The organism is Roseovarius sp. E0-M6, assembly GCF_037083845.1.
In the GTDB taxonomy this organism is placed as follows: Bacteria; Pseudomonadota; Alphaproteobacteria; order Rhodobacterales; family Rhodobacteraceae; genus Roseovarius.
This window is the reverse complement of the sequence record NZ_JBAPLA010000004.1, coordinates 34,439-47,510: the sequence shown is the minus strand read 5'-3', so window position 1 is coordinate 47,510 and position 13,072 is coordinate 34,439. Positions and strand designations below refer to the sequence as shown.

At 62.0% G+C, this 13,072-nt stretch carries 12 protein-coding genes and 1 pseudogene; 5 read left to right on the top strand and 8 right to left on the bottom strand.

Annotation, left to right across the window (positions count from 1 at the left end):
- The 7 genes from V8359_RS11795 to V8359_RS11765 are packed head-to-tail and all read right to left on the bottom strand — an operon-like array spanning position 1 to position 7,903.
- Positions 1-612: an acyltransferase gene (locus V8359_RS11795; RefSeq protein ID WP_336429107.1), complete on the bottom strand. Its 612-nt coding sequence runs from the start codon at positions 610-612 to the stop codon at positions 1-3.
- A gap of 25 nt (positions 613-637) precedes the next feature.
- Entirely contained in the window at positions 638-1,459 is an 822-nt protein-coding gene (locus V8359_RS11790; RefSeq protein ID WP_336429106.1) for an enoyl-CoA hydratase, read from the bottom strand.
- Positions 1,459-2,682, bottom strand: a complete 1,224-nt coding sequence (locus V8359_RS11785; RefSeq protein ID WP_336429105.1) for an acyl-CoA dehydrogenase — start codon at positions 2,680-2,682, stop codon at positions 1,459-1,461. Before V8359_RS11785 ends, V8359_RS11790 begins: the two co-directional genes overlap by 1 nt.
- A 36-nt stretch (positions 2,683-2,718) precedes the next feature.
- On the bottom strand, positions 2,719-4,089 hold the full coding sequence (locus tag V8359_RS11780; RefSeq protein ID WP_336429103.1) for a tetratricopeptide repeat protein: 1,371 nt from the start codon (positions 4,087-4,089) through the stop codon (positions 2,719-2,721).
- 50 nt (positions 4,090-4,139) lie between these two features.
- Positions 4,140-6,497: a xanthine dehydrogenase family protein molybdopterin-binding subunit gene (locus V8359_RS11775; protein WP_336429102.1), complete on the bottom strand. Its 2,358-nt coding sequence runs from the start codon at positions 6,495-6,497 to the stop codon at positions 4,140-4,142.
- Positions 6,498-6,528: 31 nt separating this feature from the next.
- Entirely contained in the window at positions 6,529-7,020 is a 492-nt protein-coding gene (locus V8359_RS11770) for a (2Fe-2S)-binding protein (protein ID WP_336429101.1), read from the bottom strand.
- A 1-nt stretch (position 7,021) separates the two neighbouring features.
- Entirely contained in the window at positions 7,022-7,903 is an 882-nt protein-coding gene (locus tag V8359_RS11765; RefSeq protein WP_336429099.1) for an FAD binding domain-containing protein, read from the bottom strand.
- A 356-nt stretch (positions 7,904-8,259) separates the two neighbouring features.
- Here V8359_RS11765 and V8359_RS11760 point away from each other — a divergent pair, with 356 nt between their 5' ends.
- The 5 genes and pseudogenes from V8359_RS11760 (at position 8,260) to V8359_RS11740 (ending at position 12,646) form a co-directional block, all read left to right on the top strand.
- Positions 8,260-8,730, top strand: coding sequence for a CoxG family protein (locus V8359_RS11760; RefSeq protein WP_336429098.1), 471 nt, complete (start codon positions 8,260-8,262; stop codon positions 8,728-8,730).
- An 11-nt stretch (positions 8,731-8,741) separates the two neighbouring features.
- A complete protein-coding gene (locus V8359_RS11755; RefSeq protein WP_336429097.1) occupies positions 8,742-9,503 on the top strand; it encodes an N-acyl homoserine lactonase family protein in 762 nt (253 codons plus the stop codon).
- A 57-nt stretch (positions 9,504-9,560) separates the two neighbouring features.
- Positions 9,561-10,316, top strand: coding sequence for an SDR family NAD(P)-dependent oxidoreductase (locus tag V8359_RS11750; protein ID WP_336429095.1), 756 nt, complete (start codon positions 9,561-9,563; stop codon positions 10,314-10,316).
- Positions 10,317-10,345: 29 nt separating this feature from the next.
- On the top strand, positions 10,346-11,902 hold the full coding sequence (locus V8359_RS11745) for a class I adenylate-forming enzyme family protein (protein ID WP_336429094.1): 1,557 nt from the start codon (positions 10,346-10,348) through the stop codon (positions 11,900-11,902).
- A gap of 37 nt (positions 11,903-11,939) precedes the next feature.
- Positions 11,940-12,646, top strand: a pseudogene (locus V8359_RS11740) (DUF2848 domain-containing protein).
- 34 nt (positions 12,647-12,680) lie between these two features.
- Here the strand turns inward: V8359_RS11740 and V8359_RS11735 are convergent.
- A complete protein-coding gene (locus V8359_RS11735) occupies positions 12,681-13,061 on the bottom strand; it encodes a cupin domain-containing protein (protein ID WP_336429093.1) in 381 nt (126 codons plus the stop codon).
- Between the last annotated feature and the right edge of the window lie 11 nt (positions 13,062-13,072).

Sequence of the window (13,072 nt, the reverse complement as noted above, 5' to 3'; positions counted from 1 at the left end):
TCAGTCGCGCGAGTTCCTCACCGTCTTCAATGTCTTGCTGTCTCCACCAGTGTAGCGTGGTCTATCAGGCTGGGGGGACTTGAGCGGTTCGACCGGGCGTTGTGTCTCGAGGCTGCGGCGCACGAGGGTCTGGTATTCCAGCGTGCCGCCGCGCTTCCACTTGAACTCCTTCTCGCCGAGCTCGCGTAGCACCCTTGCGGGGGTCCCCACCGCGAGGTGACGTGCGGGAATCACCATGCCCTCGGGTATGAAGGCCATCGCCCCCACGACCGCCGACTCTCCCACAACCGCATTATCCATGATGACGGCGTTAATGCCCACCATCGCGTTGCGCCCGATACGCGCGCCGTGGATCACCGCGCCGTGGCCCACGTGGCCGTCCTCTTCGATAATCGCATCGCCCCCCGGAAAACCGTGCATCACGCAGGTATCCTGGACGTTGGAGCCCTTGCAGAGCGTAATGCGCCCGAAATCGCCGCGCAGGCACGCGGCCGGCCCCACGTAGCAGCCCGGTCCGACGGTCACGTCACCGATCAGCACGGCGGTGGGGTGAACATAGGCTGTCTCGTCGATCACGGGGATCATGTCCTCGATCGCAAAGCAGTTGGCCATTCCCGTTTCCTTCCAGATACTGCCTCTAGCGGCCTGTAAACTTCGGTTTACGCTTCTCGGCGAACGCCGCCTTGCCCTCGCTGTAATCCTCGCTGGCATAGCAGCGCTCGGTCATGCCCCTCAGCGCCTCCGTCTCCGCCGCGACGCGCCCCTTGGCGATGGCGATCCCGACCGCCTTGGCTGTGGCAAGGCTCTGCGGCGCGTTTTCCGCGATCCACCCGGCTTGGTCCGCGACGAATTGCTCAAGTTTGTCGGTTGGCAGAACCCGGTTGACGAGCCCCATCCGGGCGGCCTCTGCGGCATCGAACTGGCGGGCGGTGAACATCATTTCCGAGCCGTAGCCCGGACCTACCAGATCGAAGAGACGTTTTTGCGAAGCGGGACGATAGCCGATGCCGAGCCGCGCCGCAGGGACGCCAAAGCGCGCGTCTTCCGCGCAGAAGCGCATGTCGCAGCAAAGGGCCAACGCAAGGCCGCCGCCTATGCAGTAGCCGGAAACTTGTGCGATCGTCGGCTTCGGAAAGCTCTCCAGCCCCTCATAGAGGCGGCCCGATACCTGCTGGTAGTGCCTGACGGCGTCGGCGCCGGTGCGTTCCTCCTCGAACTTCGAGATATCCGCACCTGAGGCGAAGGCTTTGCCGCCCGCGCCGAACACGACCAGAACCCGAACCGCCTCGTCCTTGGCGAACGCCTCTACCGTCTCTGCCGCGGCTTGCCACATGTCGAGGCTGAGAGCATTGCGCCGCTCGGGGTTGTTGATGCCGAGCATGCCGATCGCCCCTGTCCGGATCGCCAGAATCCTTCCGTCTGCGCCCGTCTTGCGATCCGTGGCATCCGCGTCTTCCATCAGCAGAAGGCCTGAATGCCGGTTTGCGCGCGCCCGAGGATCAGAGCATGGATGTCATGGGTGCCCTCGTAGGTGTTTACCGTCTCGAGGTTCACCACGTGGCGCATGACGTGGTATTCATCGCTGATGCCGTTGCCGCCATGCATGTCGCGGGCGGTGCGCGCGATATCCAGCGCCTTGCCGCAGTTGTTGCGCTTGATGAGCGAAATGCCCTCTGGCGCGAGCGCCCCAGCATCGAAGAGCCGCCCGGCCTGAAGTGCGGCATGAAGCCCCAGCGTGATTTCGGTCTGCATGTCGGCAAGCTTCTTCTGCACCAGCTGATTGGCGGCGAGCGGCTTGCCGAACTGCTTGCGGTCGAGCGTGTATTGCAGGGCGCGGTGCCAGCAATCCTCGGCTGCGCCCATCGCGCCACAGGCGATCCCGAAACGCGCCCGGTTGAGACATCCGAAGGGACCGGCAAGACCCGTGGCGTTAGGAAGCAGGTTCTCGAAGGGGACGAACACATCCTCCATGATGATCTCGCCTGTAATTGATGCGCCGAGGCTGAGCTTTCCCTCGATCTTGGGCGCGCTCAGCCCCTCCATGCCTTTCTCGAGGATGAAGCCGCGGATGATGTCATCGTCGGTCTTCGCCCAGATAACGAATACGTCGGCGACGGGGGAGTTGGTGATCCAAGCCTTCGCGCCGCTCACGCGGAACCCGCCATCCGCACTGCGCGCCCGGGTGACCATGCCGCCCGGGTCGGAGCCGAAATCCGGCTCCGTCAGGCCGAAACAGCCGATCCATTCGCCGGTGGCGAGCCTGGGCAGGTACTTCATGCGCTGCTCTTCCGTGCCGTAGGCATGGATCGGGTGCATGACAAGCGACGACTGCACGCTCATCATCGAGCGATAGGCGGAGTCGACCCGTTCCGTCTCGCGCGCGACGAGCCCGTAGGCGACATAGCTGCTGCCCGCACCGCCGTATTTCTCCGGGATCGTAAGCCCGAGAAATCCCAGCTCACCGAATTCGTGGTAGATGTCGCGGTCGAAAACCTGATTGCGATTGGCTGACACGATGCGCGGCAGCAGTTTTTCCTGCGAATAGCTGTGCGCTGTATCGCGGATCAGTCGCTCCTCATCGGTGAGGAGGCTGTCCAGTTGGAGAGGGTCCTCCCACGCGAAGTCCCCGTACTTGTTGGCGTCGACTTTTTCGGCTTTCGCCGGGAGTGCTGGGTGGTTCATGATACGTCCTCAAATTTGTGGACCTTGCCGCGTGGGTTAGGCACCGGAATGTGTGGCGGCGCGTTTGGCCCGCTGTGTTTCGCCTAGATCGGAAAGCACTCGCGCGTATTGCGACCAGCTTGGTTTGCTGCTGGGAAAGCGCGCAACGCGCTCGGAAAGCAGGTTGCGTGCAGTTGCGAGCCGGCCGCTCTTCACAGCCGCGTCGATCAGGATCTGTGTGAAAAGATCGCGCTGCGCGAGGCTACCACCGATGGGCGCCAGCTCGTTGCGGATCGGCCAGAGCAGATCGCAGGCCTTGGCGTATTCGCCCGCCTCGTAGGCGAGCATCGCCTCACAGAGCGGGATGAGCGTCGTCTTCGTCGCCTCGGCTGTCCAACCCTCTCCGGACCGGGCGAACACCGCCATCGAGTCGATATGTTTGCGAGCCACGCCAAAGTTGCCTTTCGCCGCCAGCGCAAGGCAGAAATGCGCATCGCGGAAGGGCAGAATGTGATCGTTGATCCGCGTGGCCGAATGCTCCGCCAGAAGATCCCACCTGTCGCCTACGTCGACGCCTGCGATCTCCAGCCGTTTCAGTAGCGCCGCCTGGTTGGAGACGTCGATATACTTGTCGGAGTTGATGGAGGACAGTTCGTTGTCGAAAAGCTGAATCGCGCTGTGATAATCCCTTTCGGCGATGTTGAAGAGCGCTGCGTGCCACCAGACATGCGCCTTAAACATATTCTTGCTGGCCCATTTCTCCGGCGAGAAGTCGAGCCACTTGGTGCCTTCTTGCGTCCGGCCCTGCATTTCCATGACATGGGCGACGGAATGGATGGCCCATAGGTCTTCGGGATTACGCTCGGCCGCCTCGCGGCCCCAGCGCTCCGCCTGTTCGTAGTCGCCGCATTCCTCAAGCGCATAGGCATACATGCCCTGCACGTTGGAATAGCCTGGCGTGTTTCCGTCCCATTCGCCCAGCACCCCGGATACCACCGATCTCAGGACATTGCTCCGACCGGTGTAGAACGCCATCGTGTGATGAAGCTTGAGCGCCATCAGGTCGAGTGGATATTTTTCGAGGATCTGCTCCCAGGCGAGACAGGCGTTCAGCAAATCGCCCTTCACCCAGCCCTGCAACGCTTTGACATGCAGCCGTTCGCGCGGGTTGAGGTCCGGCCCGCCCTCCGAGAACTTGTCGAGGATTTCCTGGATTTTCGGAAAGACCGCGCGGTTTTCCAGCATCATCAGCAGGTAGCCGCGGTAGCATTGCGCCAGCGCGCAGTCAGCATCCTCGCCCAGCGCTTCCTTGACCAGGCTGCCCGCGTTGGTGCCGTAATCGAGGTAATCGGCCACGGCAAGGTCGAGCTTTTGGGCCGCCGTCTTGCTCGACGTGCTGACCTCCAATCCGCGAATGTCGTATTCCATGGCTGATCCTCCTTTTTTTCCTCCCCGCGCACCTACGCGGATCACGGTCTTTAGGCGTCACGCATCTCAACGTTTAGCGCCCGCAGTACGCGTTCCGGCGTGGCCGGAAACGCCTGAAGGTCGCCACCTTTTCGGCTCAGTGCGTCGTTGATTGCGCAGGCGATGGCCCCCACCGCCCCAATGATAGAGCCTTCGCCACAGCCCTTGAAGCCGCCAATCGCACCCGAAGGAGTATTGGCGTGATGCAGCTCGATCTTCGGGATCTCCATCGAAGAAGGCACGAGATAGTCCGCCAGCGTGACGGTGCGCGGCTGTCCTTCCTCGTCGTAGATGAGCTCCTCGAGCAGCGCCTCGCCGATGCCCTGCGCGATGCCGCCGATGATCTGACCTTCCACCACGGCGGGATTGATGACGCGGCCCACGTCCTCGACCGCCACGTAGCGGACGATCTCCACGTCGCCTGTCTCAGGATCGACATCGACCACGACGGTATGCGCACCCGCAGCGAAACTGCCAAACTTGGGGTCGTAGAATGAGGTGATCTCGAAGCCTTGGTTGAGTTCGTCCGGGATATGTTTGGCGGAAAAGAAGCTTTGTTCCGCCAGGTTGGCGAGCGATATGGACTTGGTCCTGTCGAGAGTCTGGATTGCAGAATCGACGATCCCCAACTCCTCTTTAGGCGTTTCGAGAAGATGTGCGCCGAGAGCCAGCAGCCGCTCGCGCAGCTCTTGCGCCGCCTTGATCACCGCGCCGGATCCAAACACGGCAGTGCGGGAGGCGAACGTGCCGAACCCATAGGGCGCCATGGCGGTATCGTTGGTCACGCAGTTCACATCCTCGAGCTTCATACCGAGCTCGTCAGCTGCGACCTGGCACATGGCCGTCGCAATTCGCTGGCCCTGCGAGGGCAGTGCTGCCGCGATGGTTAACGCGCCGCTCGTCTCGAGGCGCAGCGTCACGGCATCGCGCCCCGGCTGCAGCAGCGTGCCGGGGCCCACCGCCGTGCTGGTGCCAAGCCCGGTAAGTTCCGCGAAACAGGCCACGCCAATGCCGCGCAGCCTGCCATTTGGCGCGGCGCTCTCCTGCTCCTCGCGCAGCTTCTGATAATTCGCCTTGGCCGCCGAGAGATCAAGACAAGCCTCGTAGTTCACGTGATCATGCAAGAGGTTGTTGGCGTTGCGGTAGGGCATCAAGTCTGCGGTGATGAGGTTGCGCTTGCGCAATTCCACCGGGTCCATGCCAAGTTGGCGCGCGGCGTCGTCGAGAAGAAGCTCGAGCGAGGTGGACGCCGTGGGCCGACCAACCGCGCGGTAAGGACCGACGGGCGTCTTATTGGTCGCCACGCCGCGCGTCACGTAGCGCATCGCCGGCACCTTGTAGGGGCCGGGCATCAGGCCTGCGATCTGTAGCGGCTCCATACCCGCCGACCAAAGGTAGGTCGAATAGGCGCCGACATCGGCCCATATGTCCGAATCCAAAGCAAGGATATGCCCGTCCTTATCGAAGGCGATCTTCAGTTCGACATCGTTTTCCCGGGCGTGCGTCGAGGCGACCATGTTCTCCAGCCGATCCTCCACCCACTTGATGGGGCGGCGCAGCTGAAGCGCGAGATAAGAGCACAGGAATTCCTCGGGGTAGATTGAGGCCTTTTGCCCGAAACCGCCCCCCGTCTGCGCGGCAATCACCCGAACGTCCGTTTCGGTCAGCTTGAGATGCTTGGCGAGATAGTGACGCACAACGTAAGGCAGCTGGTGGCTCATCCAGACGCTGAGTTTGAACGAGCCCTGCCGGAACGCCGCGACACAGCCGCGGCCCTCAAGGCACATCGCCTGCTTGCGGCCGATATGAAAACTGCGTTCGACCACCGCATGGGCATTTGCGAAGGCCTCATCGACCTCGCCACGCTCATATTCGCGCTTGATGAGGTGGTTGTTGGCACATTCCTCGTGGATGCGCGGCGCGTCGTCCTTTTCGCCCTCGCGGGCTTTCGTGACGACGGGCAACGGATCGTAATCCACCTCGATCAGGTCTACGGCGTCCTCGGCCGTCGCGCGGTCTTCGGCAACGACGGCACAGATCGCCTCGCCGCAGAAGCGCACCTTGTCGACGGCAAGCCAGTGCTGCACCGACTCGCCGCCCGAAAAGCGGTTTGGCATGCTGCGGAACGGCTCGACCTTGCCCGCCAGTTCCGCTCCCGTCATCACCTTGATGACCCCGGGCATGGCCCGCGCCGCTTCTGTGTCGACCGACACCAGCCGCGCGTGGGCATACTGGCTGCGCAGGAAGGCCACGTGATACATACCCGAAAACGAAATGTCGTTTATGAACCGCCCCTCGCCTTCCAGCAGCGGGATGGCTTCATCTGGCAGAACCGACTTTCCGACAATCTTTTCGTTCGAAAACCGCATTTTTGTTTCCTCGTTCAACCTCTCAGGGCTGTCATTTCTTCTGCAACTCTCGCATGTCGCGCGCCGCGGCCATTACGGCGGTTACGATGGCGCTGTAGCCGCTGCACCGGCAAATGTTGCCTGAAAGAGCCTCGCGCACTTCGTTTTCGGTCGGGTCCGGGTTCTCCTCCAGCAACTCGATCGCTGTGATCAGAAAGCCGGGCGTGCAGTAGCCGCATTGCAGGCCAAAATTCTCGTGAAAGGACTTCTGAATCTGGTGCCACTCGCCGCTTTCGCTCCGCAGCCCCTCGATGGTGACGATATCGGTCTCGTCTGCCTGCACCGCCAGCGTGAGGCAGGAGCGCACGCTGCGCCCGTTTAGCGAAACCGTGCAGGCGCCGCAAACTCCGTGCTCGCAGCCCAGATGGGTGCCGGTCAAACTCAGAGTGTCGCGCAGGAAGTCTGCCAGTGACTGGCGAACCGGGACCGATTTTTCGTAGGTACGGCCGTTCACCTTGCACGTGATGGTTTGATCTCTGGCCATGTCACATGCCCCCTGTTCTCGCGAGTGCGGTTGCCAACGCCCGCTTGGTGAGAACCCCCGCAAGATGGCGGCGGTAGCCAGACGAGGCGTGAATGTCCTCGGCGGGGTCGACTTCGTCCATCACCTTGGCCGAGGCCGCCGCGAAGATCTCGGCGCTGGTAGAGGCATCAAGCGTTTCGCCGGTCAGAATGTCCTCGGCGCCGGCGGCGCGGAAGGGTCCGTCGCCCATGCCGATGATCGTGAGGCGGGCGCGTTCGCACGTGCCATTGCGCACCTCGAGGATCGCGGCCACGCCGGCGATTGCAAAATCGCCCAGACGACGGGCATATTCGACGAAGGCTTGTCCGGCGCCCGGCGCCGGGCGCGGATAGCGCACCTCGGTCACCATCTCTCCAGGCTCGAGGATTGTGCTCATCATGCCATCCGAAAATTCCTCGGCGGACACTTCGCGTGTCCCCTCCGTGCTGGCGATCACCACTGTGCCGTCATAAGCAGCCAGTACGCCAGGGTGCTCGGCAGCAGGATCGTTATGGGAAATACTGCCGCAGACCGTGCCGCGGTTGCGGATCGCGATGTGGGCGATCTGCGTCGTGGCCTCGGCCAGAAGCGACCAGCCTTCCCGAATATTCTTACTGCGAAGCACGTCCGCATGGCGCACGAGCGCGCCGAGGCGCAGGGTGTCAGACTCGACGGTCAGATGGTTAAGGGCGTCGATGCGATTTATGTCGACGAGATGGGTGGGCGCCGCGATGCGCATGTTCAGCATGGGCATGAGGCTTTGCCCGCCCGACAGTACACGGCCATCCTCGCCCGCATTGCGCAGGGTCTCGAGGGCTTCCTCCAGTGTGCGGGGCGCTTGATATTCAAACCAGGGAGCTTTCACGCGTTTCTCACTATGTGGATGCGCCTACGGCGCTTGGGCAAGTTTGGGTCAGTCTGCTTGTCGTGCGCGCTACCAGAGGTAGAATCAAGTCATGATATGAAAGACCATTCCTATGGTTGCACGCTCAGCGCGAGCCCGTCAACACCGCTTTTCCTTTTTTATATGGGCTTTCGCATGTCAAGAATACAGGTTGACGCAGCACCCGCCGACAATTTACTCATAGGTAAGCATGAACATATGATAAACTTCTGTCGGTCGCATGGGATCCCGATGGGCGCACATGATTGGCATATAACGGCGCCGACAGGCGGAGGCCGGAACGCGGCCATCACATCAGGGACAAGCGGAAGTGAAAGATGGAACTCGTCGATTCAGTGAGCATCAACCAGAGCCGCGATGTCGTTTGGCGCGCGCTCAAGAATCCCGATATCTTGCGGGAAGCGATCCCCGGCTGCGAAGCGCTCGAGCAGGTGGACGACAGCCACATGTCGGCAACAGTCTCACTCAAGATAGGGCCGGTGCGGGCCCGATTTTTCGGCGAGGTGGCGTTCTGTGAGATCGACGAGCCCGAGGGCATGGTGCTGACCGGCGACGGCAAGGGCGGCGCCGCAGGCTTTGCCAAGGGTAGCGCGAGGGTCACGTTGGAGGAGGCCGGACCAGCCGAGACACTGCTGACCTATACGGCCAACGTGCAGGTGGGTGGCAAGCTCGGACAGCTCGGCGCGCGCCTGATCGATTCCACCGCGAAGAAGCTGGCGCGCCAGTTTTTCACCGATTTCAACGCGGCCGTATCTCTCTCAGGCGAACCCTCGGAAACGGCAGCGTAAGAGGCGTGACCATGAAGATGCACTTTCTGAATAGCGGGCGGCTGCGCATGAAAAAACGGGTGTTCGTGCCCGGTACGGACCGCGAGGAGACGATCGAGATGCCAGTCATCTCGACCCTCTTCCGGCATGCGAAGGGCAACGTGCTGTTCGATACCGGTTGTCACCCCTCCGTGGGTGTCGATGCCGAGGCGCGCTGGGGCGGCATGGCCCGGTTCATGACCCCCATCGCCCCTCCCCAGACGAACGTCGTGAACAGTCTCGCCGAAGCGGGGCTTGCGCCGGAGGATATCGACATCGTCGTGAACTCTCACCTGCACCCTGATCATTGCGGCTGCAACGAGTTCTTTACCAAAGCGGAATTCTTCTGCCATGAGGCAGAGCTTGCGGCGGCCAGCGTCGAGGAGGCCGAGAAGCTGGGGTATCTGCGCGCGGAGTGGGATCACCCGATGCCGATGCACGCCGTCACCTCGGGTCATGACGTGTTCGGAGATTCCCGCCTCGTGACCGTCGCGCTGCCCGGCCACACGCCCGGGATGATGGGTCTGCGCGCGGAGCTGCATCGCGACGGGGAGTTCTTCATCGCCTCCGACGCCGTGAGTCTGAAGCGCAATCTCGACAACGACGAGGCCCCGATCAACGCGTGGGACGCGGAAAAGCTGCTGGCCTCATATGATACGGTGCGCGAGCGAGAGCGCGCCGGAGCGACGATCATCTGTGGACACGACGACGAACAATGGCAGCGCCTCAAGACGGGCGTAGAGACATATGAATAGCCAAAGTGAGGCCTGCAGGCGTTAAGCCTAAGGCAGGCGCGAGAGGGAGGACGAAACATGGAACTTGGTCTTGCGGGCAAGGTAGCATTGGTCACAGGCGGCGGCCGGGACGTGGGCGGGCACATCGCACGTTTGTTGGCGGCGGAGGGCGCGAAGGTCGCGGTCAACTACCGCAACTCGGAAGCCGAAGCCGCGGCACTCGTCGATGAGATCACCGCGGCCGGCGGCGTGGCCAGGGCTTGGAAAGCCGACATCAGCGATTACGATGATGTGACGGCCATGATGGATGATGTGGTTGCCGATTGGGGGAGCATGGATATCCTCGTCAACAATGCCGGCCTCGTGAAATACCAGCGCTTCGTCGAGTCCTCGCCCGAGGACTGGAAGCCTCAGATGGATGTCTGTCTCTATGGTGCTCTGAATTGCTCGCACGCTGCTGCCCGGCACATGGTGGAGCAGAAAAGCGGGCGGATCATCAATATCGTCGGCGACAGCTCCCGCATCGGTGAGGCAAACATCTCCATCGCCGCCACTGCCCGCGGCGGCACGATCGCGCTCGGCAAGTCGATGGCTAAGGAGCTGGGCCGCTACAACATTACCGTCAACACCATTGCGCTCGGGCTCGTCGAGACGGCCCACCAGGATCCGGAATTCTTGGCCAAGCACATGGACAGGATCCTGAAAGCCTACCCGTTGAAACGCATCGGCAAACCGGAGGATGTCTCTCCGATGGTGGTTTTCCTGTCGTCGCAGGGGGCGGGATGGATCACCGGGCAGGTCATAAGCGTCAACGGCGGATTCAGCATGGTCTGACACGAGGCGGTCAGGGGGGAGAAACAAAGATGATCAGAAGCGAACTCATTGCACCCGTTTCGGAACTCCTGGAACGTCAGGCCCAACGCTTTCCCGACAAGGTCGCCTACAGGGATGCGGCGCGGGCCATCACATTCGGAGAGCTGGAACAAGATACGCGCCACCTCGCGACATGGCTCCGTAAGCTCTCCGGCGGGGCAAGGCCCGTGGTCGCGGTGTGGCTTCCCAACAGCGTGGACTGGATCGTGACCACCCTCGCGGCGGTGCGCGCTGGCGGCATAGCCGTGCCGGTGAGTTATGATTCCATGGTCAACGAGGCCGCCTACCGGATCGAGGATGCCCAATGCACCTTCGTCGTGACCCGGGCAGAGCGTAGCGGGATGCTCGACGAGATCGACAAGGCAGGGGAGGTCAAGCGCATCCTGATCGATCCGTCGGTCGGGGTAGGGGACGGGACGGAAGTGAGCGACTTCGTCGCGCTCTGCACGCGACCGGCGGACGGAGTCGAACTGCCGGTCGAGGACATCGACGAGGCCTCCTACATCATCTACACCTCCGGCACGACGGGTTTGCCGAAAGGCGTGCTGATCTCCACGCGCGCCATTCTCTGGACGACAGCCGCCTGTTGGTGGCCGACGCTTGGGATCAACGAAGACGACCGGCTTTTGTCGCCGTTGCCGCTCTTCCATTCTTATGCGCTGACACTGTCGGTGCTCGCCGTTCTGGCCACCGGCGCAGAGGTGTATCTGATGGAGCGCTTTTCGACGAAAGGCGCGATCGAGATGCTCAAGAGTGGTGATTTCACCTTGATGCCGGGCGTGCCTACCATGTTCCACTATCTCATGCAGGCCACCGACGACGAAGAGGAGACCCTTTTCGGGAGTATGCGCTACTGCATCTCCGCGGGGGCGATCCTGCCGGGCACGCTCAACAGGGATTTTGAGAAACGCTTCGGCGTTCAGCTGCTCGATGGCTACGGTATCACGGAAATGTCGACCATGGTGACGATGAACTGGTCGGGCACCGCGCGCGTTCCCGGCTCCTGCGGGCCGCCGCTTCTGGGACTGGCGTTGCGCATCATCGACCCCGCGACCGGCAAGGATGTGCCCTTTGGCGAGGAGGGTGAGTTGATCTGCCGGGGTCCAAACCTGATGATCGGCTATAATCGCATGCCAGAAAAGACAAACGAGGTGTTGCGGGATGGCTGGTATTATTCCGGCGACCTGGCCCGCAGCGACAAGAACGGCTTCATCACCATCACCGGGCGCGTGAAGGAGATCATCATCCGGGGCGGTCAGAACATCGCGCCTGCCGAGGTTGAAGAGACCGTGACTGAGCTTGACGAGGTGCTCGACTGTGCCATCGTGGGCATCTCGCACGAGAGCCTCGGCGAGGTGCCCGTCGCCTTCATCGTTCCCAAACCGGGCAAAACGGTGAAGGAGGATGCCGTGAGGAGCCACTGCGCGACCCGCCTCTCGGCCTACAAGGTGCCGGCGAAAATCGAGCTTGTGGAGGAGATCCCGAGAACGGGATCGGGGAAGATCATGCGCTTCAAGCTCCGCGAAAGACTGGAAGACAAGGCCTGATCCCGAATCGAAGGCCAAAAAAGAAAGGGTGCCGGACATGGCGCAGACCAAAGAAAACATCGCCCTCACGCTCAGCACGAAAGACGGTGAGCGCAACGTGACGTTGTCGGCCCGGCGGCTCTTCGTCATGGGCTGGACGGCCCGCGACGTGGACGCGATGGAGGCGCATATCCGCGAACTGGAGGAGATGGGCATCCCGCGTCCTGCGCGCACGCCCATCATGTACCGCAATTCCGTGGCGCGGTTGACGACGACGGATTGTATCGAGGTGAGTGGCGGCAGCACGAGCGGCGAGGTCGAATTCGTGATCGCCATGATTGACGGCGAGAAATGGGTCGGCGTGGGGTCTGATCACACCGATCGTGAACTGGAAAAACAGGGGATTACGGTGGCCAAGCAGATCTGCGACAAGCCTATCGCCCCGGTTTTCTGGCCCTATGACGAGGTCGCGGGCATTGGGACAAGCTTATACTGCGCTCGCAGATCGATGAGGAGGGCGGCATCGTCACTTACCAGGAAGGCACGGTGAACGCGATGCGCCCAGCGGAAGAACTGATGTCGATCCTCGCGGCCGACGAAGAAACGGGCGGCATGCAGGATGGCGACGTGATGATGGGCGGAACGCTGCCTGCAAAGGGCGGTATCCGCCCCTCCGACCGGTTCTCCTTCGAGCTGATTGATCCGGTTCTCGACCGGCGGATCGCGCATTCCTACGTTATCACGGAACTGCCGATCGCGGGTTGAGGGCACGACCCCGGTGGGGGCCGTGCTGTGCGCTTCATGTCTCGTCGTAATAGTGGGTTTCCAGCAGCACGCAGCCGCCTTCCGACTTGAACGGACCGTGATAGGCCCCTGGCGGGCGGCAGGCATATGTGTTTGGTGCAAAGCTCTCGCCGCCTTCGCCGTTCTCGTCATTGCCGACCGTCAGGTCGCCCGAAACGAGATAAACTTCTTCCCAGTAGTCATGCACGAAAGGCGTGATGGTGAAGGCACCGGGGTCGAAGCGCAGCAGGCGCGTCCGGTTCCCGGTCTTGCCTGTCTCGTCGAGCTTACCGGCGAGGATCTTCTGCTGGATGCCCGCGGGATAGCCGGGCGGTGAGGCCCAGCCACTCTCCATGTCCACTGGGTGAAATTCCAAATGTTCCTTGTCGATGGTCATTCTGTCTCTCC